General features: G+C 58.4%; 18 protein-coding genes and 1 riboswitch. Of the genes, 9 read left to right on the forward strand and 9 right to left on the reverse strand.

Translation table 11 applies throughout. The features are described 5' to 3' along the window. Nucleotides 1-82: 82 nt before the first annotated feature. The 4 genes from TU86_RS18975 to TU86_RS18990 all read left to right on the forward strand — a co-directional run bounded on the left by TU86_RS18975 (nucleotide 83) and on the right by TU86_RS18990 (nucleotide 5,175). Nucleotides 83-2,329: a TonB-dependent siderophore receptor gene (locus tag TU86_RS18975; RefSeq protein WP_048365852.1), complete on the forward strand. Its 2,247-nt coding sequence runs from the start codon at nucleotides 83-85 to the stop codon at nucleotides 2,327-2,329. An 18-nt stretch (nucleotides 2,330-2,347) separates the two neighbouring features. Beyond that, nucleotides 2,348-3,247 (forward strand): alpha/beta hydrolase, encoded by a 900-nt coding sequence (locus TU86_RS18980; protein WP_048365853.1) that lies wholly within the window; start codon nucleotides 2,348-2,350, stop codon nucleotides 3,245-3,247. Between the two features lie 126 nt (nucleotides 3,248-3,373). Then, a complete protein-coding gene (locus TU86_RS18985) occupies nucleotides 3,374-4,627 on the forward strand; it encodes a ferredoxin reductase family protein (protein WP_048365854.1) in 1,254 nt (417 codons plus the stop codon). 104 nt (nucleotides 4,628-4,731) lie between these two features. Continuing rightward, on the forward strand, nucleotides 4,732-5,175 hold the full coding sequence (locus TU86_RS18990; protein WP_048365855.1) for a YqaA family protein: 444 nt from the start codon (nucleotides 4,732-4,734) through the stop codon (nucleotides 5,173-5,175). Here the strand turns inward: TU86_RS18990 and TU86_RS18995 are convergent. Continuing rightward, on the reverse strand, nucleotides 5,172-6,302 hold the full coding sequence (locus TU86_RS18995; RefSeq protein WP_048365856.1) for a metallophosphoesterase: 1,131 nt from the start codon (nucleotides 6,300-6,302) through the stop codon (nucleotides 5,172-5,174). The two genes, TU86_RS18990 and TU86_RS18995, sit on opposite strands and share 4 nt — an antisense overlap. 151 nt (nucleotides 6,303-6,453) lie before the next feature. Beyond that, nucleotides 6,454-6,623, forward strand: a riboswitch (yybP-ykoY riboswitch). A 7-nt stretch (nucleotides 6,624-6,630) separates the two neighbouring features. Here TU86_RS18995 and mntP point away from each other — a divergent pair. Beyond that, entirely contained in the window at nucleotides 6,631-7,200 is a 570-nt protein-coding gene (gene mntP, locus TU86_RS19000; RefSeq protein WP_048365857.1) for a manganese efflux pump MntP, read from the forward strand. Between the two features lie 44 nt (nucleotides 7,201-7,244). Here mntP and TU86_RS19005 read toward each other — a convergent pair whose 3' ends face one another. Beyond that, the gene (locus TU86_RS19005; protein WP_048365858.1) at nucleotides 7,245-8,441 is read right to left on the reverse strand and encodes a sugar transporter; all 1,197 of its coding nucleotides are present in this window, start codon (nucleotides 8,439-8,441) and stop codon (nucleotides 7,245-7,247) included. 362 nt (nucleotides 8,442-8,803) lie between these two features. On the opposite strand from TU86_RS19005, the gene TU86_RS19010 reads away from it, so the two are divergent. Continuing rightward, nucleotides 8,804-10,960 carry a TonB-dependent siderophore receptor gene (locus TU86_RS19010; RefSeq protein ID WP_048365859.1) on the forward strand — a complete coding sequence of 719 codons (2,157 nt, stop codon included), beginning with the start codon at nucleotides 8,804-8,806 and terminating at the stop codon, nucleotides 10,958-10,960. A gap of 116 nt (nucleotides 10,961-11,076) precedes the next feature. Here the strand turns inward: TU86_RS19010 and TU86_RS19015 are convergent, their stop codons facing one another. Both TU86_RS19015 and TU86_RS19020 read right to left on the reverse strand, forming a co-directional pair. Then, entirely contained in the window at nucleotides 11,077-11,682 is a 606-nt protein-coding gene (locus tag TU86_RS19015) for a hypothetical protein (protein WP_048365860.1), read from the reverse strand. A 57-nt stretch (nucleotides 11,683-11,739) separates the two neighbouring features. Beyond that, nucleotides 11,740-12,591 carry a hypothetical protein gene (locus TU86_RS19020; RefSeq protein ID WP_053076070.1) on the reverse strand — a complete coding sequence of 284 codons (852 nt, stop codon included), beginning with the start codon at nucleotides 12,589-12,591 and terminating at the stop codon, nucleotides 11,740-11,742. A 362-nt stretch (nucleotides 12,592-12,953) separates the two neighbouring features. Here TU86_RS19020 and TU86_RS19025 point away from each other — a divergent pair, with 362 nt between their 5' ends. Continuing rightward, a complete protein-coding gene (locus tag TU86_RS19025; protein WP_048365861.1) occupies nucleotides 12,954-14,693 on the forward strand; it encodes a dipeptidase in 1,740 nt (579 codons plus the stop codon). Nucleotides 14,694-14,752: 59 nt separating this feature from the next. On the opposite strand, the gene TU86_RS19030 is transcribed toward TU86_RS19025, so the two are convergent. Continuing rightward, the gene (locus TU86_RS19030) at nucleotides 14,753-15,964 is read right to left on the reverse strand and encodes a YeeE/YedE family protein (RefSeq protein ID WP_048365862.1); all 1,212 of its coding nucleotides are present in this window, start codon (nucleotides 15,962-15,964) and stop codon (nucleotides 14,753-14,755) included. A 242-nt stretch (nucleotides 15,965-16,206) separates the two neighbouring features. Here TU86_RS19030 and TU86_RS19035 point away from each other — a divergent pair, with 242 nt between their 5' ends. Together TU86_RS19035 and TU86_RS19040 are read left to right on the forward strand one after the other, a co-directional pair. Further along, entirely contained in the window at nucleotides 16,207-18,903 is a 2,697-nt protein-coding gene (locus tag TU86_RS19035) for a carbohydrate binding domain-containing protein (RefSeq protein ID WP_048365863.1), read from the forward strand. A gap of 363 nt (nucleotides 18,904-19,266) precedes the next feature. Next, nucleotides 19,267-19,806, forward strand: a complete 540-nt coding sequence (locus TU86_RS19040) for a DUF1523 family protein (protein WP_048365864.1) — start codon at nucleotides 19,267-19,269, stop codon at nucleotides 19,804-19,806. 311 nt (nucleotides 19,807-20,117) lie between these two features. Here TU86_RS19040 and TU86_RS19045 read toward each other — a convergent pair whose 3' ends face one another. From TU86_RS19045 to TU86_RS19055, 4 genes are all read right to left on the reverse strand, one after another. Continuing rightward, complete coding sequence (locus TU86_RS19045) at nucleotides 20,118-20,690, reverse strand: MepB family protein (protein WP_239658838.1); 573 nt, start codon at nucleotides 20,688-20,690, stop codon at nucleotides 20,118-20,120. Nucleotides 20,691-20,907: 217 nt separating this feature from the next. Further along, the gene (locus TU86_RS22965; RefSeq protein ID WP_157395928.1) at nucleotides 20,908-21,063 is read right to left on the reverse strand and encodes a hypothetical protein; all 156 of its coding nucleotides are present in this window, start codon (nucleotides 21,061-21,063) and stop codon (nucleotides 20,908-20,910) included. Between the two features lie 53 nt (nucleotides 21,064-21,116). Further along, nucleotides 21,117-22,313 (reverse strand): CynX/NimT family MFS transporter, encoded by a 1,197-nt coding sequence (locus tag TU86_RS19050; RefSeq protein ID WP_048365865.1) that lies wholly within the window; start codon nucleotides 22,311-22,313, stop codon nucleotides 21,117-21,119. After that, nucleotides 22,300-22,761, reverse strand: coding sequence for a nucleoside deaminase (locus TU86_RS19055; protein ID WP_048365866.1), 462 nt, complete (start codon nucleotides 22,759-22,761; stop codon nucleotides 22,300-22,302). Before TU86_RS19055 ends, TU86_RS19050 begins: the two co-directional genes overlap by 14 nt. Nucleotides 22,762-22,769 lie beyond the last annotated feature (8 nt).

Genomic DNA, 22,769 nt, shown 5'->3' on the forward strand with positions numbered 1-22,769 from the left:
AGAAAGTTAATGCGCTTTACTCTCAATTAGCAGTCATTATCATTCGTGATCTTCTTGTATCAGGCCGTCCCGGAGATCACCGATGTCGTTACGTGTGTTGCGCCCAATCGCCCCTTTTGTGTTGTCCGGTTGCTGGTTGTTGAGCAGTGCTGTTCATGCCGCTCTCGCAGACGAAGACACTGCGCCACCCGCGCTGCAACTGGGTAACACCAACGTGATCGCCACGGCGCAGGAAGAAACCAAACAGGCCCCCGGCGTATCGATCATTACCGCCCAAGACATCAAAAAGCGCCCTGCGGCCAATGACCTTTCGCAGATCATCCGCACCATGCCCGGCGTCAATCTCACCGGCAACTCCACCAGTGGGCAACGCGGCAATAACCGCCAGATCGACATCCGTGGCATGGGCCCGGAAAACACCCTGATTCTGGTGGACGGCAAACCGGTCAACAGCCGCAACTCGGTGCGTTACGGCTGGCGCGGTGAACGCGACAGCCGTGGCGATACCAACTGGGTGCCGGCCGATCAGGTTGAGCAGATCCAAGTGTTGCGCGGCCCCGCCGCCGCCCGTTATGGCAACGGTGCCGCCGGTGGTGTGGTCAATATCATCACCAAGCAGGCAGGCGCCGAGACCCACGGCGACGTGACCGTGTACACCTCGTTCCCACAGCACAAGGACGAAGGCGCAACGCAGCGCATGAACTTCGGCCTCAATGGCCCCCTGACCGAGAACCTCAGCTACCGCGTTTACGGCAACATCGCCAAGACCGATCCCGATGACTGGGACATCAACGCCGGTCACCAATCGGCGCGCAGCGCCAATCAGGCCGGCACCCTGCCCGCAGGCCGCGAAGGGGTACGCAACAAAGACGTCAATGGCCTACTGAGCTGGCGCATGACCCCGGACCAGACGCTGGACTTCGAAGCGGGTTTCAGCCGCCAAGGCAACCTCTACACCGGCGATACGCAAAACACCAACAGCAACGCCAACGTGAAAAAAATGCTCGGCCACGAAACCAATCGCACCTACCGCCAGACCTATGCCCTGACCCATCGCGGCGAATGGGAGGTGGGCAATAGCATGGCCTTTATCCAGTATGAAAAGACCCGCAACGCTCGTCTCAACGAAGGGCTGGCCGGCGGCACCGAAGGGATTTTCAGCGACACCAACTTCTACACCGCCGTGCTGCGTGACCTGACGGCCCACGGCGAAATCAACTTGCCGCTGCACGCCGGGCTGGATCAAACCCTGACCCTGGGCACCGAGTGGACTGAGCAAAAACTCGATGACCCGAGTGCCAACACCCAAACCACCCGCGAAGGTGGCACCGTCGGTAGCCTGAGCAGCAGCAACCGCAGCACCGCATCGTCGGCGCGGATCTTCTCGCTGTTTGCCGAAGACAACATCGAGCTGTTACCCGGCACCATGCTCACACCGGGGCTGCGCCTGGATCACCACAACGTGGTCGGGGACAACTGGAGCCCCTCGCTGAACCTGTCCCACGCGCTGACCGACACCTTGACCCTCAAAGCCGGTATCGCCCGCGCCTACAAAGCACCGAACCTGTACCAGCTCAACCCCGACTACTTGCTGTACAGCCGTGGCCAGGGTTGCTATGGCCAGAGCACCAGTTGCTACCTGCAAGGCAATGCCGACCTTAAGGCCGAAACCAGCGTCAACAAGGAACTGGGCATCGAATACAAGGACAACGGCGTGGTCGCGGGCCTGACGTATTTTCGCAACGACTACAAAAACAAGATCGAATCGGGCCTGAGTCCGATTGGTCAGGCCAGTGGCGGTAAAGGCGAATATGCCAATGCAGCGATCTACCAGTGGGAAAACGTCCCCAAAGCGCTGGTCGAAGGGCTGGAAGGCACGCTGACCCTGCCGCTGGCCGAGCAACTGAAATGGACCAACAACTTCACCTACATGCTGCAATCTAAAAACAAACAGACCGGCGACTACCTGTCCGTGACCCCGCGCTACACGGTGAACTCGATGCTGGACTGGCAAGCCACGCAAGACCTGTCGCTGCAAATGAGCGCGACCTGGTACGGCAAGCAAACACCGAAAAAATACGACTACCACGGTGATCGCGTCACGGGCACCGCCAACAACCCGCTCGCGCCCTACGCCATTGCCGGTGTGAGTGGCACTTATGCGATCACCCGCCACCTGAGCGTGACCGCAGGCGTGGATAACCTGTTCGACAAGCGCCTGTACCGCGAAGGCAACGCCCAAGGCGTGAACAACATCGCAGGTGCCGGTGCCGCTACATACAACGAACCGGGGCGCACGCTCTACACCAGCCTGACTGCATCGTTCTAAACCTGACGAGATCGCCTGATGAGACACCTCTCGCTCCCTCTGGCGTTGCTGCTTGCCCTGGCACTGCCAGGGTTCGCGGCGCAGGCCCGGCCTGCGCTGGACGCCCCAATGGACACCCGGTTGCTGCAACGCAAGGACCTGGATTATCGCTTCAGCCGGTTACTGATTGACTCGGCGGATGGCCAGCGCCATTACCAACTGTGGATCGGGCGCCCGGCCACTGCCGCCCCCAAAACCGGCTTCCCGGTGCTGTGGATGCTCGATGGCAACGCGGCCGTCGGTGCACTGGATGCTGAGTTGCTCAGTCGCCTGGCCCACGGTCAGGCTCCGCTGCTGGTAGCGGTGGGGTATGACACGCCGCTGCGCATTGAGCGCACGGCCCGCACATACGACTACACGCCTGCGCGCGCCGGTTTGAAGGCGCAGAGCGATCCCCTCACCGGTCTTCCCAGCGGCGGCGCCGATACGTTCCTTGACTTGCTGCGTGATCGCTTGCGCCCCGCCGTAGCGGCCAAAGCGCCCATCAACCTCGAACAACAAACCCTGTGGGGCCACTCGTACGGCGGTTTGCTGGTGCTGCACGCACTGCTGACCCGCCCCGGCGAGTTCGCTCACTATGCTGCCGCCAGCCCGTCATTGTGGTGGGGCGACGGTATCGCAGCCCAACAGGTCGCAGACTTGAAAACCCGCAGGGCGGGTCACACAACCGGGGTGTTGTTGATGCGCGGCACCGATGAACCCGGCAACCCGAGAGCGCCAACCAGCGGCCCCCCCGATCAACGGATGCAGCAGCTGGTCACGGATTTACAAGGTATCGAGGGGCTGAACGTGCAGTTCCACCCGTTCAAAGGCATGAGTCACGGCCAAACCCTGCCCGCTTCGCTGCGCTACGTGCTGCACACGCTGTACATCGACTAATCGGGCCTGGCTTGACCGAGATCACAGGCCTCTTCGCGCATCCCGTTAGACTCCGCCCTCCCTGAAACCCCAAGGAGGGCCGGTTTTCAGTCTTAGGCACAACGGATTGATGATGGGAGTACCCCCGTGAAGAACTGGCACTGGCTGGTTGGTATTTTGTTGATAACGGCACTGACACTGCTGCTGGAAATCCCCGCTGACACGTGGCTGACCTCCGCCACACTGAGTCTGATCCTCGGCGCCACGGCGCTGGCGTATATGGCCGTGTCTTGCCTGCTGGCCAGCCGTTGGCGCGTGGCGGAAAACCTGTTCGGCGGCCTCGACCGTGTCTACGACACCCACAAATGGCTGGGCATCTGGGCGCTGGTGTTTGCCTCGTACCATTTGGTGTTCAAAGCCAACCTGGAGGTGTGGAACAGCGTGCCCATTGTGGAGCTGTCCAAATACTGGACGCGCATGGTGCGTCAGTTGAGCTACGTCGCGCTGGGCATGATTGTGCTGCTCGCCTTGAACCGCAATATCCCCTACAGCGTATGGCGCTGGTGGCACAAACTGTCCGGCCCGCTGTTTTTGATCGTGATCCTGCACGGTCTGAGCTTCAAATCCCCCATCACCCTGCTCAGCCCTGCGGGCATTTGGCTGGGCGTGCTCTGCGTACTGGGCGTATTAGCGGCGCTGTACAAGCTGCTGCTGTACCCGTTCGTGGCGCGTGCCGGTGAATACCGCGTGATCAACGTGCGCAGCGACAAAGGCGCCGTGCACTTGACCCTGGCCCCCATCGATAAAGGCTTTGCCTTCAAGGCCGGTCAGTTCGCGTTTCTGTCGTTCAAGGACAAAGGCCTGCGCGAGCCTCACCCCTTCACCATCGCCTGCGCCCACCGTGAAAACGGCCACCTTGAGTTCGTGATCCGGGCCTTGGGGGACTACACCCAAGCCTTACGCGAGCAGGTCAAAATCGGCATGATTGCCGACCTCTACGCGCCTTACGGGCGCTTCAAACGCCCGGCCAAAGCGGCAAAGGAAATCTGGATTGGCGCAGGCGTCGGCATCTCGCCCTTTATCGCCTGGTTGCAAGACCCGCACGGCGAGCGTTTCGACGCCGCCACCCTGATCTATTGCTTCAACCCTGCCCGCGCCTTCCCGCCTGCCGAACAACTGCAACAGGTGGCCGAACAACGAGGCGTGGCATTCGTGGCCAATAGCGGGGGCACCGAGCAACTGGCCGCGCACCTGCGCCAGGCCCTTAACCACACTTCACCGGCAACGGTGCATGTCAGCTTCTGCGGTCCAAAAGGCTTGTTGCTGCGGGTTCGCGAACTGATGCGCGAGTGCGGCGTGCCCGAGAAGAATCTGCATGTGGAGTTGTTTGAGTTTCGCTGAGGGTAAAGGTGTACAGGCGCTGCTCAGGCAGCGCCTTTTTTATGGGCAGCAGATGCCATTTGATGCTAAAAGGCTGCGCTGCATAGCTGCCAGAGCGATTTTGAGTGTTCGAGTTCACCAGTTACATCGGGCTGTTCCTCGCCGCATTTGGCGCGGCGTCCCTGTTGCCGATGCAGTCCGAAGCGGTGCTGGTGGGCATGCTGGTGTCGGCCCACTACAGCGTGGTGGTGCTGTTGATCGTCGCCACACTCGGCAATGTGCTGGGGTCGGTGTTCAACTGGCTACTGGGGCGCTCGGTCGAGCGCTTTCGTCACAAGCGCTGGTTTCCCGTGAGCCAAACAAAGCTTGAAAAAGCGCAGCAGTTTTATCTGCGCTATGGCCGCTGGTCGTTGCTGCTCAGTTGGGTGCCGATCATTGGCGATCCTCTGACCCTGATCGCCGGGGTGATGCGCGAGCCGCTTTGGCGGTTTTTGCTGATTGTGACGCTGGCCAAAGCGGCTCGGTATGCAGTGTTAACCGCCCTTACGCTGGGCTGGATTAACGCTTAGGGCGCTGGCGCGCGCAGGGTGATGTGAGTGATTTCTGCCGCACGACCCAACCGAATCGGAAAGCCGTTCCACAACCCGGTGCCGTTGCTCACGTAAAGCTGCATGCCTTGCACATCGTAAAGTCCTGAGACAAACCCCTGATTGGCCCATTGCGCCAATAGATGCGGCCCCAGGATTTGGCCGCCGTGGGTGTGCCCCGACAGTTGCAGACCGACGCCTTGCCTGGCATTGGCCAGGGCGCCAATGGGGCGGTGACTGAGCAGGATGACCGGGGCATCCTGCGGAGCATCGCGCAGGGCTGCGGCTACGTCCGGCAACGGTAACCTCGTGGTCGCCGCCGCTTTGTCGGTGATACCCGCCAGTACCAATTGCCGACCGTTATGGGTCACCAGCACGTGGTCATTGAGCAACATGTGCAGGCCCAACTGTTCGAACGCGGGCAACCAGTGTACGTAGTCAACGTAGTATTCGTGGTTACCGGGGATGGCAAACACGCCATACCGGGCGCTGAGCTGCTGCAAGGGTTGCACATCGGCTGCACGGGCTTGCGGGGTACCGTCCACCAGGTCGCCGGTGATCACAATCAGATCCGGTTGCAGGGCATTGGTTTTTTCGACCACCGCCTGCATCCACGGCGCTTGCAGCAGTCGGCTGGCGTGCAGGTCGGTCAGTTGCACCAGCCGCAAGCCGTCCATTTGCGGCGGCAAATGCGGCACCGTGACTTCAATGTTTTTCACATCCGGCACGCGTATCGCTTGCCACACGCCCAATAACGACAAGCCGACGCTGATGATGCCCAGAGCGGCATTCAGGCGCCGATTGCGCAGCAGTTCACGACCGTTTTGAGGTGAGACAAAATACGTCAGCAAGCCGATCACATCGCGCACTAACAGCAGCAGTGCCAGCACGATCAGACTGCCAAACGCCCAGCCCAGCGCAATCAACACCTCACCGGGTAGTTCGGGCGACGCCATGCTGCCAGACACATTGCGGGTGATCAGGTGATGCTCGGCCACCAGCAACAGCAACGCGCTGAGCACCCACTTGCAGGGCAGGCTGACACGCAATGGCCAGATGAAGCGCACCATTACATACAGCGCGATGAATGCAGTAACCACATGAAACATGCTTATTTCCTGTCCAGACCTGAGGTGTACGGCGCAGAGAGTGACAAGCCGGTGATGTCATTGCAACCGTTCGCCCGTCTCATTGTGAATACCGCGCAGGCATTGGCTGAGGGGCAGGCTTCACACAATTTTCACACCTAGCTGTTATGCTACGCGCCTCTTTGGGGAGTAGCAGGTCGCCATTTACGTGGCGACGCTCTGGTCAACATTCTCGGCAACCAGCCGTGGCCAGGGCATCCGTCAGGATTTGCGAGACCAACGTCATACCTGTGCTGAAGTCGGGCGCGCAGTGTCATGTCGTTGTCTTGCGCCCGACTGGACCATAGCCGTGAGCCCAATTGCCTTGATTTTTCTCGCCTTTGCCATGTCGACGGACGCTTTTGCTGCGGCCATTGGCAAAGGTTCCAGCCTGCATAAACCGCGTTTCAGCCAAGCCCTGCGCACCGGATTGATTTTTGGTGTGATCGAAGCCATCACCCCCGTGATTGGCTGGGCCATCGGCCAGGCCGCCAGCAGTTATGTCACCCAATGGGATCACTGGATCGCCTTCACCCTGCTGCTGGGGTTGGGGCTGTACATGATGTACAACGGGGTTAAACCCGACGACCAACAAAGCGAAGAAAAGCCCGCGCAGCACTCGTTCTGGGTTCTGGTGCTCACAGCCATTGCCACCAGCATCGATGCGCTCGCCGTGGGCGTCGGCCTGGCGTTTGTGGAGGTGAACATTTGGGTCGCGGCGGCAGCCATCGGCCTGGCGACCATGACCATGGTCGTGATCGGCACCTTGCTCGGCCGTGCGCTGGGCAGTTGGGTCGGCAAGCGCGCCGAAATCATCGGCGGCGTGGTGTTGATGTTGGTGGGCGCGACCATCCTGTATGAACATTTGAGCGCGGTGTAAGCCACGTGAAGCCTCTGCCGCCATCGCGGCAGGGGCTTCGACACTCAGTCTTGCGGCGTGCTGTGTGCGGCAGAACGGCTGATCCGGTACATGCTCACGCAATAAATCGCCAAGGCCACACCCGCCAGTCCGCCGCCGGTTACGCCAATGTAGGAGTAACCCGCGTTTGCGCCGACCCAACTGCCCAGCAGTGCCCCGCCCCCGATACCAATGTTGTAGATGCCGGAGAACATGGCCATCGCCACGTCCGTGGCATCAGGTGCCAGCATCAGCACCCGCGATTGCAAGGCCAACCCGAAGCACATGATAGCCATGCCCCAGAACAGGCTTAACGTGGCCAGATACGACTCTTTACCACTGAGCGGCAACAGCAACGCCAGGCACACGGCCAGCACTGACACGGCAACCACCAGAAAGCGTTGCGGGCTATGGCGATGCAACACGCTGAACAACAGTGAACCAATGATCCCGGCGCCGCCAAACAGCAGCAAAATGATCGTCACCACATTGCCACTCATGCCCGCCACGGTCTGAATGAACGGTTCGATGTAGCTGTAAGCGGTGAACTGCGCGGTGACCACCATCGCGGTCAGCACGTAAACGGCCACCAGCGCCGGACGCTTGAACAGCACCGGCAAGCTTCTGAGCGAGCCCGAGTTTTGGCTCGGCAACAGCGGCAACGTTCGCGCCAGCCAAAACACCAACACCACGGCAAAACCGGCAATCACCAAAAATGTGGTGCGCCAGCCCATCGCCTCGCCCAGCAGTCGGCCCAGCGGAATCCCCAAGACCATTGCCAGTGAGGTGCCGGTCGCCAATAAGCCCAGTGCTTGCACCTGTTTGCCTTCTGGCGCCAGACGCACCGCCAACGACGCGGTGATGGACCAGAACAGTGCATGGGACAACGCGACACCAATTCGGCTGAGCATCAGGATGCCGAAGTTGGACGCCACACTGGACAGCACATGGCTGGCGATAAACATGCCAAAGAGGATCAACAGCAACTTGCGCCGCTCCACGTTGCGCGTCAGCAACATGATCGGCAGCGAGGTCAGCGACACGACCCACGCATAAATCGTGAGCATCAGCCCGACACTGGCGGTGGTCATATCAAAACTGGCACCTATCGCACTCAGCAGGCCCACGGGCACAAATTCGGTGGTATTGAACACAAACGCGGCCAGCGCCAGCGCGATGACCGGTTGCCAATTGGCATTGGATGAAACGTTGGGAGTGCTCATTTAAAGGGTGTACTACTCGCTATCGATGATCTAACAGGCCCATGACTCGACCTCCCCGTCACATGCTTTTTGCATTCACAACACGTGCCATGCGCAGCGGGTCAGCCGCCTGAGCCACACAGTGCGGCATTCTATAGGCATCTGCCCCAAACGTTAGTGCACATCGATTGAGCGCGCGAGACATTTTGTCGCACGGGTGCCTGTGCCCCGCGTCAACCGTGCTCGACCCCAAATAGGTTAGTGCGCAGCCCAGAGATGCTACCCTGCGCGCCTCAAAGATCTGGCAACCAGCCAGGCAACATCTCCCCGTGCCGGCGCCAGCGTGCACAGGCCAGCAGGCGCGGGGCTGTTCAGGAGTGTTCATGGTCAAGCCTTCGCCGCGTCTTGCATTCAATGCCTTCAGTTTCAGCCTGCTGGTCACCAGCGCCGTGCAAACGGCTCACGCCAGTGAAACCGAGCTGCCCGCCATTTCGGTCACCGGCCAGGACAGCATGGGCTATCAGGCCGACACGGCATCGGTCGGCGGGTTTGACGCGGCACCGTTGCTCGACACCCCGGCTTCGATTTCGGTGTTCAATGAGGCGCTGATCAACGACCAACAGGCGCGCCTGCTCAGCGACGTGTTAAAAAATGACGCCTCTGTCGGCGAAAGCTATGCCCCCATCGGTTATTACCAGAACTTTGTAGTGCGCGGTTTCTCGCTGAACGCGGCCAGCAGCTACAAAATCAACGGGCGCACCATCGCTGGCGAGCAAAACGTCGGGCTTGAGAACAAGCAGCAAGTGGAACTGCTCAAAGGCCTTTCTGGCTTGCAAACCGGCATGTCGGAACCCGGCGGTTTGGTCAACTATGTGACCAAACGCGCGGCCGATGTGCGCTCGGTAACGGTGTCCACCGATGACCGTGGTAGCGGTTACATCGCCACCGACGTCGGCGGCTGGTTTGGCAGTGAGCAACAATTTGGCCTGCGCGCCAACGTGGCCCATGAAGACATCCACTCTTACGTTGAGCACGCCAATGGCCAGCGCGATTTCGTGTCGCTGGCCTTCGACTGGAACATCAGCCCTGATGCGCTGCTGCAACTGGATGTCGAATACCAGACCAAAGAACAACGTTCAGTGCCCGGTTACCAACTGCTGGGCGGCACTGAACTGCCCCATGACGCCTCGCCAAAAAAACTGCTGGGTCATCAAAGCGGCTCAAAGCCCGTCACCATCGACTCGCTGAACATGAACGGCAACTTTGAGTACCGCTTCAGCGACAACTGGAAAGGCACCCTCAGCGCCTCACGCAGCAAAGTGGTGATCGACGACTACAGCGCCTTTGCCTGGGGCGGATGCGCGACAGGCGACGCGTGCTCACAAGGCAACTATTTCACCCCGGAAGGCGGCTACAACATTTACGACTTCCGCAGCCCCGATGACACTCGGCGCAACGACGAGGCCCAAGCCACCCTCAGCGGCAGTTTCAATACGGGCGGCCTGCGCCATGAATTGGCGGTGGGCAGCAGCGCCTTGCGCCGCGTAGTGAATAACCGCACCTCGATCATGGAGTGGATCGGCAGCGCTAATATCAACGCCGAACCCGCAGACTACCCGCGCTACAACGGTGCCTTGAACGACAGCCACCGACGCCTCGACAGCCGCCAATATGGGGTGTTCTTCAACGATCGCATCAGCTTCAACGAGCAATGGCAAACCGTACTGGGCGGGCGTGAAGTACGCCTGGACGAAAAAACCTTCGACGACAGCGGTGACACCACGCGCCACACCCAACGCTACGAATTCCTGCCGCAGGCAGCGCTGATCTACAAACCGCTGCACAACCTGTCGCTCTACACCCGCTACAGCAAAGGCTTGTCGCTGGGTGGCACGGCGCCGTGGTTTACCAGCAATGCCTTCGAGATCCTGGCGCCCAGTGTGTCGCGCCAAATCGAAGCCGGGGTCAAGTACGACTGGCAGCGCCTGAGCCTCAGCGCCACGCTGTTTCAGATGCGCCAGGCGTACTCGTATTCGCAACCCGATGGCGCTGGCCACTTCACCTACGTGCAGCAGGGCGAGCAGAAAAACACCGGCCTGGAATTGGCGGCTAACGGCTGGGTGACTCAGCGCTTGCAGGTGTCTGCAAGTATTGCGGCCATCCGCTCACGGGTATCGGGTAGCGGCACGCCCGAGTACGAGGGCCATCAAACCCTCAACGTCCCGACCCTGCGCGCCAGCCTCTATGGCGATTACGCCCTGCCGTGGGTCGATGGCCTGGCGCTGCTCGGCGGCGTGCAATACAGCGGCAAAAAATACGCCAACCAACAGGGCAACGTGCAGGCGGCCAGTTATGCGGTGTTCAACATGGGTAGCCGCTACAGCACCCGCATTGAAGGGTACGACACGGTGTTTCGCCTGACCGTCGACAACCTGTTCGACAAGCGTTACTGGCGCGATGTCGGCGACTACATGGGCGACAACTACGTGTTCCAGGGCGCACCGCTAACAGCCCGGTTGAGTGCTTCAATCGATTTTTAAACTTCACGCGTGCACTGCGCTTTGAATCTCGCGTGGGTGACACTGGCCAGCTCTCACGCGGGTCAGCAGGTCCCGCTAAATCAACAAGGACTTTAGCGCATAGAGCGCTCAACCTATTAAGGCCTGATAGACAGATTGGTTCCTTTAGGTCTGTACGCGCAGGTTTTTGAACTCGCGGTGGCAGAATCACAGACTTGCAAACAACCGCCCCCCTCCGGAAATTGAGCACTGAGGGTCAACGTGTCGCCATAGATCGGAGTCACGGCCGTGAATTGCCGTTCGCAACGAACATCGGGACTGAACGCCAACGTTATCGATTCATGCCCTACGCGGGTACGGTAGTTCAACGCAAAACTGTGTGTGCTGTGCCAGCCACTGCGTGACGGCAACACAAAGCGATAGTTGAGGTCATCGAGTTTCTCGCCGCGCACGTCAGTAAAGCTCCAGTCGATGTGCATGGTCGGAACCCAATAAGGCACCGGCAGTATCGTTAAGGCCATGTGAAACCTCAGGTCCAGTACCGGGGTTTTTTTAAAGGAACTGAACTCCAGGCGCGGGTTGCTGCTAGCGAACTGTTTAACGAGATCGCCCTGTGGAGGTGAGTAGTCAGGCGAACGACTGAAGCGCACATCCAGTTGCAGCTCCGTTTGGTCTTTCGGAACATCCCGGGAAAATAATTTTTTATCCGAGTTGGCCCTGTTAAACGCACAACTTGCCAACATCAGACACACCAGGACAGTGAACACTGCTCGCGCGCAGTGAGAAAAAATAAACATGGCTCAGCATCCCTTCTTTATCAAAACCGACGTCCTGCCAAGCCCTTCTAACTGGCACGATGACCCCATCCACCGCAGGTGCTCTGCAAACCAGATGACACGTGATTCCTCCTCATAGCGAAGCGGTTCAAAGTCTCGCATTCCCGCTTCAAACGCCTTGCGACCTTGGGCAGTGGCCGTTTGCGATAGGGGCCAGAGGTGCCGAGCTGAGTCTTCATCCGTCAGCGGAAAAAAACTTTGACGGCCATCCTGAGTGGCGGTGGTCAATCCCTTATGGGTTATATAAGCACCGCAGCGATTGTCAGGGGAGACAGCTACCAGCGTGCCCGCAACATCACATCGCCAATCCGAATTAGCATCAAACCAAAGCACCTGCCCCGTGTTGGTTAACAATGCCCGGCCATTGTCAGGAAAAATCAATACGTCCGGCCGTCCCGGTTGCACCACCCCAAGATCGGGACGCCCAAAACTTTTAGAACGACTCAATACACGCGACAGAGGGACACCGTGCTGCACCCTGATCAGTACAGTGCCTACGGCGGTATCGCCAACAGTCGTGGCCAGCAGCATCGGCTGGCCTTCTTGGCGGGCAGGCAGGACTTTGAGTTGGTGGATCTCTCTGGCCCCCAGGGGAGAGTATTCCTGCCCCTGAAAGAACAGCGATATACGTTGCATTTCAGGAGGAATCACATCGCCACGCATATAAGCGTATTTGGCGCAAGCCAACATCGAAAAATCACCGCCCAACGGTGTTGGCCTTGTGGGGCTGTCTGGAGCCGCCGCAACCGATGAACTCAGGACCCAACTCAATAGTGCGGATAGGGCTAAACTTTTTTTCCGTGTCAACAAACGCATCATATTTCCTTATATGCAACCGCTAACGTCCCTTCAAACTCCTGCGCACGAGAGTTGTACACGTTTAACCCTTCAATACTTGAGTGAGTCACGTACGCGCAGAGAGCGGACGCCCGCAAACATAACACTTACATGCGCATCAAGCTCTGATGGAGGTTCTGTTTGCGGTGGCCAGTGGCCGAATGACGCGGTTTTACGAACCCCTACCCCCAGTGCTTTCATTTGTGCGTCGCTTTTACATTTCTGTGCGACAGATCGCATTTGAGGGGCTGCCTGCGCGACGATGGGGTGTTAGCTTGGAAAAGTTTTGTAGCAACTTAACCACCTACTCACTCATTACCTGCAAAGGAATGCCCATCGCAATGGATTTCTCCCTGAAAAAACTGGCTGCGGCCACCTTGGTACTGGCGGCCTTGTCCTCGTTCACCAGCGTCGCCAACGCCAACATCACCCCGCAACAAAGCGCGGCGATTTTGAAAAGCTTCAATGACGCTTCGATCAACGACTTCAGGCAGTTCGTGACTGTCCTGAGCAAAAGCGAGCTGGCGAAGACCGATAACCTGGGCGCGACCCTCGACGCTTTTCTCGCCAACAAGCCGCTTAACGCTGAACAGCAAAACGAGATTCATCGCCTGCTGGGCTTGTATACGCGCGTGAAGTACGGCAAGGCCGCGACCCAAACGCTGCGTGAATTGGTGGCCATCCCCACCGTGACGGTCGAGGGCGTGGCGCAACATGAAAACCCTGAATTCATCAAAATCGCCGACAAGATCAAAAGCCTGGCCGAGAGTTTTGGCCTGAAGTTTCGCAACGTCGATAACCGCGTCTATGAGATCTCCCTCGACGGCAACGGCGATGAAGTGGTGGGCATTCACGCCCATGCCGATGTGGTACCCGTCACCCCTGAAAACTGGGTGCTCAAAGACGGCACACGCCTTGATCCGTTCAAGGTCACGCTGATCGGTGACCGCATGTACGGCCGCGGCACAGAAGATGACAAGAACGGTATCGTGGTCACCCTTTACGCCATGAAGGTGATCAAAGAAGAAAAACTGCCGCTGGCGCGCAACTTCAAGCTGTTGGTCGATACCACCGAAGAGACTTCGGGCGACGCCATGCCGTACTACTTCGAGCATAACCCGACGCCCCAGTACAACTTGGCGCTGGACGGTGGCTACCCGGTGGTGATTGCAGAAAAGGGCTACGGCACCGTCATGGCCAACTTCGCGCGCCGCGACGGTCTGGGCCAGGGCGCTGAAATCATCTCGTTGACGGGCGGCATGGCCACCAACCAGATTCCATCGACGTCGGTGGCCACCTTGGTGACGGACAAACCGGCCGAATTGGCTGGCGAGTTGAACAAAGCCGGGGCCGAGTATGCCAAGCGCAATGGCGGTGACTTCGAGGTAAACGCCAAGGTCGTCGGCAAGGACGTGGTCCTGACCGTCACAGGCGTATCCGCCCACTCGTCCGAGCCTGAATCGGGGGTCAACCCTGTCGCGCGCATGCTCGACTTCATTCACGGTCTGAACGGTAAAGTCGCGCTCAAGTCCAACCACATCACCGACGCTGCGCGTTATGCGTCCGAAAATTGGGGGCTGGATTACACCGGCGAAAAACTCGGCGTCGGGTTCAAGGATGCCTTCATGGGGCCGTTGACCACCTCGCTGACCTATGTCGGCCTGGATGACAAAGGCTTGAAACTGGCGGTTAACCTGCGCGTGCCAAAAGGCAAGTCACCCGAGGTGCTGAAGAAAGAAATCGCCGACAAACTCGGCGCCTGGAGCGCCAGCACGAAAACCCCGGTGACCTTCGATTACACCATCGCTGAGCCGATGTATCGCAACCCTGAAGGTGAGTGGGTCAAGGCGCTGCTGGCCGTCGCTACCGAAAACCTGGGCCTGGAGCATAAGTTCGAGTCGTCGGCAGGCGCCACCTCGGTGCACGACCTGCCCAACGGCGTGCAATTTGGCCTGGCCATGCCTAACGTCAAATACACCGGGCACACTGACAACGAGTTCAAGACTGTTGAGCAGTTCATGCTGGACCTGCAAATTGTCACCGAAATGATGGGCCGTATCGGGCAGCTGCCTAACCTGTAAACGCAAAGAAGACCCGCCACGGCATGAGGATCAACTCATTGCCCTGGCGGGCCCTGCCATCAGCAACCGCTCAAAGCCACCTGTGGACGCTCGCCGGCAAAGAAAAACGGACGCAGGCGCACACCCACGCTGTTCCCAATAAATGCTGCGACTAACCACGCCCAGCCATGCAGGCTGCCCGAGGCGATGCCACTGAAATACGCGCCAATGTTGCAACCGTAGGCCATACGCGACCCGTACCCCAGCAACAGCCCCCCGATGACAGCCGCCAACAGCGCACGCGCCGGGATTTTCAGGCTGGGTGCGAATCGCCCTGCCAGTCCAGCCGCCATTAAAGCGCCCAGAATGATGCCGACGTTCATCACGCTGGTGACGTCTTGCCACACGGGTGCGGCCAGCGCCTTGGCATTCCCGGGGATCTGCCAGAACCCCCAACTGCTGACATCGACACCCAGCGCAGTGACCGCTTTGGCCCCCCACAACGCGAACGCCGAGGTGATGCCCCACGGCCGCCCGGCCAGCGCCAGCGTGGCGTAATTGAGCAGCGCTAACCCAATCGCCCCCCAGACCAGGGGCCACGGCCCGCGCAAGAAGCGGCGTAGCCCCGGCTGCTGGCTGGCCACCGGGACTTCAAGTGCACCATGACGACGCTTTTCCAGGTGTACCGTGACCGCCGCAATCAAGGCAAAGACGGCCAGGCTCACGAGCAATGCGGGCACGACCCCAAAGCTTTTGACGATGGAGGTGGCCGGGAACGACGGCAGTGAAAACCACCAGTCAACGTGATGAGTGGCGATCAATGACCCGCAGATAAAAAACAACAATGTCACCAGCATGCGCGCATTACCGCCACCGACCGTGAACAGCGTACCCGATGCGCAGCCCCCGCCCAGTTGCATGCCGATGCCGAAAATAAACGCACCCACCACCACCGACACCCCGATGGGCGCTACCAATCCGACCACCGGCTGACCGAACAACGTTCCCGCAGCCAGTGCCGGGAAGAACAACACCACCGCCACCGCCAGCATCACCATTTGCGCACGCAAGCCAGCGCCACGCCGATCATTGATAAACACCCGCCAGGCCGAGGTAAAACCGAAAGCCGCGTGATAAAGCGTCAGCCCTAGCGCCGCCCCGACCACCAGCAATAACACTTGACGTGAGCCGACACTGTTTTGCAAAAACACGGCCCCCAGCAACAGCAAAATAAAAGCCACCAGCGGCGCAACCGCCGTGCGCGCCGGGGTCATAGAGAGGGAACGGCTCATGAGGTATCTCGGTTCGTTTGAATAAGGTTAATTGCGTTGGCGGCCAGTATAAGCCTGAGGACGGGCTCATTGCCGTGCAAATGCGCGTCGAGGGATGTTTGATCGACTTCGTACAATTCAGTCGTACCACCGCGGCTCTTTTTCGGTCGAACTGTCAACTTTGACAGTAGCCAGTCTGCTCTTGCCTCCTGCTAGATAGGTTCGATGGCTACCTATCTGATATTGAACTGGAGCATTACCGGATGACTAAAAGACTGCCTGATACGCTCACTGACCTGCGCACTATCGCTGCCAACCCCGAACTGCCCTACCCAACCATCAGGCATGCATCCAACAACAACTTGCTGTACCCCCTTGATGCCAAAGAGGGAACTGTAGCGACCATTACCGTTGAGGGCCTGCAGGATGCTCCGGTTACTCTGTACTGGGTGATCAAGGATCAGGCATTGCCCACGTTCCAGCCGATTGTGGTAACTGGCAGCAGCAGGGACAGTGTCGAGGTTCAAATACCTTGGGAATATGTGAGCACCTGCATAGGTCACACGGTACTGATCTGGTACACCGCCAAGGTGAGTGGCAGAGTTAAGGAATCATTGGTGCTGGAGTTAGAGATCCAGGACGTGCGAGAAGCAGATTTGCGCGCATCGCTGCCAGTATTTGAACACGCCAAACCCAATAGCCCCACGGATCCTACGGTTGTGTTGGATATGTTCAAGTTTCAAGGGGATGAAACGATCAGCCTCAAGGCATGGCCGATGATTCAAGCCGGGCAGCGATTGTTTATCACCATTGCGGGTGACCAGCATGTGACACCGTATCAATTCATTTGGGTGGCATTTGACCACCTGGTAACAGAGGCCGAAGCGACAGCCGACCATGTTTTCAGGTTCACTCTGTCCCGTGCCTGGATGGGGCGCCGAATGGACTATTCCTCCTTGACTACCCACTTGGGCGTTATATGGGACGGTGTTGACCCGATCCTTCCGGTACCCAATGATCCTGTGCATGAAAATCCGCTGCCGCTCAATGCTCAAGACTTTCACCTGCGCACGACCACACTCTTACGCGTGGACCCGGCGCTGGACTTACCACCACCGCACCTCAAGGAGTCAGTGGATTGCGCAGAACAAGGGTGGATGGTTAACCCGGTCAATACGGTTAAGGGTGCGCACATCGTCATTACTTACGATGGCATAGAAGCTGGAGATATTGTTTGCCCTGCGTTTATTGGCACCTCGGGGCCGGGATCACCCGTACTCGAGTGCCGAACGGTGCAGGATAACGAAACCAGCCTTGAATTTGTTGTGCCAGCCTCGGCGATCAGTGCCAATTTTGGTCAACCGATTACCTTGACTTACACCGTCAGTGTCAACGGTATCGAGGTGACGTCGCCAGAACGCGTGGTGAACGTTCTCAATGTCAGTCGCTTACCCTTGCCCGAGGTTGAGCAGGCCACCGGTAAAACACTGGATCTCAATACATTCGCCGGTGACGCTGATGCCAGCGTTATGCCGTGGCCCTACATAACACTAGAACAACCGTGTTGGTTATGGGTGACGGGTGAGCTTGAAGACGGCACACCCTACAGCTTTGAGGTTTTGGAAGGCGTACCCGTCAGTGCCCAGTGGCTGGCAGAGGGGGTCAATACGCCCTTGCCTCGGAACGAGTTGCAAAAGTTGGCCGATTGCCAACCCTTCCACGTGCACTTTGCAGTTAACTTCAATGGCCTGAAAGATAAAGCCAGCGCGACGAAATTCCCTCTGTTGACGCTGGGCATGGTTCAAGAAAACCTAGTGCTGCCAGTTCCAGCTGTCCTACAAGCCGTGGGCTCAGATCTGACGATTTGGAACGGCCGCGACGGTGTGACCGTACGGGTAACGTACGAACGAATCAGCGAACACCAGACAATTAATGTGCAATGGACCCAACCGGACGGCACGCATCTATCGCTGGCGCCAAAAACTGGCAACCGTGAAGCGGGCCATGTCGATTTCGACATCCCCAGAGAGGCAGTCATTCACGGCGCGGGTAAACAAACCCTGATCCGCTACACCGTTACCAGTGCCTGCAAGATGGCATCGTCCGAAACCCTGACGTTGAATATCAGCGGGCCAGTTCGCTTACCTACCCCCGTCGTGCCCCAAGCGACACCGCCAGCTACCCAGAATGGAATTCTGGATATCCGCACGTTCGCCGGGGATGCCACCATTACTGTCAATGACAACACCTACGAAGAGGCCTGGTGGTTTGCACTGGCTGGGCAACGGGTCTGGTTGCGTGGTGACGGGACGTTGAAGAGCGGAGCCCCCTACACCATCAATGTGTATCTGGGCACCGTCATTACGCCTGCCGAAGTCTATGCAGGCCTTACGGCTGCCTTGAAACGCACTGAGCTATTAATGTTGAAAAACGAGAGTCCATTGATCTTTACCTGCAAAGTAACCGCCGATGGCAGCACTCATGAAAACCAAGCGGTGGTTTTCCCTGTGTTGCAATTGATCGTACGCTCAGGTTTCAAAGACTTCACACCCTTTACAGCCGGTTGGAACGGCTGGATTGCAGGTTCGGCAGCCAATGGGGAAATGAAGTCCTACCATCACCAGGGCAAAAGCTGTGTGGCCAATGGGACGGCCAGCACTGGTGGCGTGGGCGTTGTTTTGTACAAAGACCTAACGGGGCTTGAAGCTGGCGCGCAATACGATTTCAGCCTCCTCGCATGCACCCTCAACGGAGCAGCTCCCCTGCCAAAATTATCGCTAAAAACCCGTGAGACCGAGAATGTTACAACCATTAAGACCTTTAACTCGAGGTCATGGACACCGCTCAAAGGGAGCTTTATTGCAACCGCAACTTCAATGCGACTGGAGATTCATGGTCACGAACCGCAAGGCGCCACCGGCAACGATTACGCTATCACTGACATTCTGATTACCGGGTAGCGTTTAAAAGCTGTTTACCCTCATAAAATGCTCCGGCCTTTGGCTGGAGCATTTTTTCATACGCATGATCGTTTCCGGCAACTTGAATCGCCCAGCGTCCCATCTTTTTTGGTCACACGGGTGAAGGGACCGGCTATCGGTAACTAAACTGATACAAATCATGTAGGAAGCGCGCTCTGAACTTGTAGTCATTGGCGCAGACTGCGATAAGGTGCGCCGTAAATCCGGGTTAAATCCTCAGCAAAGCCTTCGCCACCGAACGCAGCGTTCGATGGCGGCTAAAAAGACGGATCAGGCCACGTTGACGTCGCCACCGGTTCAATTAACACCCTCAGGAATTATCAATATGTGCGTGGTTATTGCATGAAGTGGCTCAAGGGCATATTGCTGGGCACCGCCCTGCTTGCAGTGGGCGCGGTTGGGCTAGGGTTGTTTTACTTTCTGCCCCAACACGATGTGGTGATGGTCACGGGCGTGGAAGTCAAACGGGTCGATCACAACGGCGTGATCAACGCAGAAAACCCCGCTGACGGCCCGACCCGGGATGTTTACTTCATCAACACTGAAGACCCGGTCACCAAAGAGGTGATGGTGTATCGCAATGAGGACACGGGCTGGTCCTTTCCGTGGTATTTCAAGTTCGACTCAGCTGACATCCAGGCCAAGGCCCAAGGGTATTCGCGCGATGCCAACCAACTGGCCTTGATTCGTTACTACGGCTGGCGCATCAAGATTTTCTCGGTGTTCCCCAACATCACTGCGATCGAAGCCACCAACAGCCGCACTGAACCCTTCCCCTGGTTCAATACAGTGTTTTTCAGCGTGCTGGCGCTGGTCCTGATTTGCCTGGCAGTCTTTATCAAGCGCCGTTTGAAGCGTCGTCCGCAAATGCTGGCCAATTGATCCATGCGCCCCTGACCGGGGCGCCTCCCCCGGTATAAGGCGACCTTTGAGTGGCCAGGCACTACTAAGCGCCCGCAGTGGATTACCTGCGATCAGGGCCGTGGCCCAGTCTGAAAAAGCCCGCACCCGCAGCGATAAATCACGGGGCGGGAGCTGCCCCATGCGGACTCGGCTTTGGACGTTTAGACGCACGAACGGGCGCTTCGCACGATCACTGCGCAGCCGAAACGAGCACAGGCTATTGATCGGTGACGGATACATCGTTGAGCGCCGGGCTAATCCAGCGCACTCAAGAATGACGAATAAGGCGCTTAACCTCCAAAGAGCTGACGCACTTTTGCAGAATCGGCGTGTCCGCTTTGTTCAAGAGCAAGGAAGTATCGCAGTTGCCATTGCTGTGTTCTGACGGCTTCTTTGGCGACAGGTTTGACCCACGGTGGATAAACCCGGATAGCGCGCTTACCGCCTTTACCGTTAATCGCCATGATGCCTTTTGATGCCAGTATCTTGAGGTCGAACACAAACTGTCCGCGATGCCTTGCGTCGAACACACTCACCACAACAAAAGCTGCGCCATCATCGATATCCAGAGGTGCAATGATGCTGTCGGACGTTCGGCGCTTCCAGAGCGTGACGAACTGTCCAATCTTCGTCGGCGTTGTTTTAGCCACACGAAAAACAATCGTATGCCCATCAAGGCCAAAGCGCGAAGCACCGTACTGCGCACTTTCAGCCTCGCGTTGAGCCTGCTCCGTCAATTGCATGCCCGCCGGCGTGTACACCTTCTGGATAGCAGCCATCAGATCGTTCGGAACATGGCCGAGGGCTGGGTCAGGCGCACCTGCATAGTTTGTGTGCTGTTCAGTTAAATCGACTTTCAACACGAGCAACTCCTAAATTACTCAATGACCCTACGGTCCACGCCAGCACATAGGCCAGGCCTCCAACATGCCGATGCTCACCGCATGTGTTTTTAGCCAGCCGATGATGGTACACAAACGCAGAACACGGCCACAGCCCAATTTTGCCGAACATTGCGAGCAGATCAGCCCGCAAGCTGCCCCGCTGCTGTGCTCACCTGAGTACCATTATTCGCCGCGTCTAAAGCCCTGAACCTACTTCATCAAGCGCCCACAGCGGGTCATTGGCCATCAGCGCTGTTACCCCATCGGTAAAGGCACGCACCCTGGCGCCGAGATTACCGAGCAACAGCAGGTACAGCTCATGGCGTTGCATCGATTTAAGCAGTCTTTGCACGAGGTATTGGCACCTTCGAAAGCGACCTCTGAGCAGCTGTCACTTCGATTGCCTTACCCCCCCGGTGAGGCAAATACCGATCGGGCATTGCTGGCCGGGCTGAACACAGCCGTCACCACCAACATCGACACAACAGCCACCACCAGTACCCACCAGGCACTGACAAAGCTGCCTGTCAGTTCACGAAGCCAGCCCGTCAGCCAAGGTGATAGCGCATTAACCAGAAACCCCGCCCCTTGCACGAAGCTGGCTAGCTGCCCCGCCTCGCGCGGCTGGCGGCAATGATCGAGGATCAAAATCAGGCTCAAGGCAAAACAGGCACCCAGACCGAAACCGATCAAGGCCACCCACAGGTGCGGCGAATCAAGCGGCCACATCACCAGCCCGACATAACCCAGCGCCTGTGCGCACAGACTGATTGCCAACAGCGGGCGCCGGTCAATACTGCGGTGCGCCAGGGCTGGCATCACCAGGGCGGCGATCACCTGAAACACGGTCATGAACGCCAGCAGCGAACCGCTGTGTGCCGCGCTCCAGCCCATTTGCACAAAATACGCAGGCAGCCAGGCAACCATGCTCATGTAGCCGCAGTTCACCAGGCCGAAGTACAACGCCAACAGCCACGCCCGGCGTGTGTGCCAAGGCCGTGTACCGGCCCCGGCGGCCTCAGGCAGTACGCTGGCACCAAGGGGCAGCCGCCACCACATCACCAGTGCCACCAGCGCCGGAACCAGCCAGATTCCCAACCCGCTTTGCCAATGATTGAAATGATCCGCCACCCGTGGGCTGACCAGTGCCGCCAATCCCCCGCCTGCCATCAGCGAGGCGCTGTACACCCCCAAAGCCAGGGCAATGCGATGCGGGAACTGGCGCTTGATCAGTACCGGGACCAGAACCTGAATCAACGCCACCCCCGCACCTCCTAACAAGGCCGTGGCCAGCAGGCTTGGGGCGTGCGTCCCATAGAACCGCCACAGGCATGCGCCCAGAATCAGCGTCAGCCCCAAAGCCACACCATAGCGTTCACCCACACGGGCTTGCACGCGCACCCCGAGCAACGCCACCAGGCCCATACAAATCACGGGCAGGCTGGTCAACCAGGCGCTGCTTTGAAAGCTCATGCCCGTGTCGGCACGAATGGCCATCAGCAGTGGGCTGACAGAGCTGAGGATCGGGCGCAGATTCAGGCCCAGCACGACCAGCAACGCCCAATGAGCGAACTCGCGAAAAGCGGCTTTATCCGCCTGCATGACGAGCCTGCCAATCGCGATAAATCTGCTCAATGCCCGGTTGCGCCAGATGCCGTACAGGCAACGTTTGCTCGCACACAGGGTGCGCCAATTGCTGATAGATCGCCTCCGTAGACAGGCCGAACGGTGCGCCCTGCTGGTTAGTGGCGCCAAACACCACCCTGGCGACACCGCTCAGGTACATCGCGCTCAAGCACATGGGGCAAGGCTGCCCGCTGGCGTAGATCACGCAATCATCCAGACGCGCACCGAGTTGCTGGCTGACTGCCCGTATGACTAGCAGCTCTGCGTGGGCGGTAGGGTCCTGAGTGACATGAATGGTGTTGGCTGCTTCAGCCAGTATCTGGTCGTGTTTAACCAGCACGGCGCCAAAAGGCCGGCCTCCGCCAGACACGTTTTCGGCGGCCAGTTGCACCGCACGTTGCAGGTAATGCTCATCGTTATGCATAACAACTC

The organism is Pseudomonas weihenstephanensis, from assembly GCF_001043055.1.
GTDB classification, from domain to species: Bacteria; Pseudomonadota; Gammaproteobacteria; order Pseudomonadales; family Pseudomonadaceae; genus Aquipseudomonas; species Aquipseudomonas weihenstephanensis.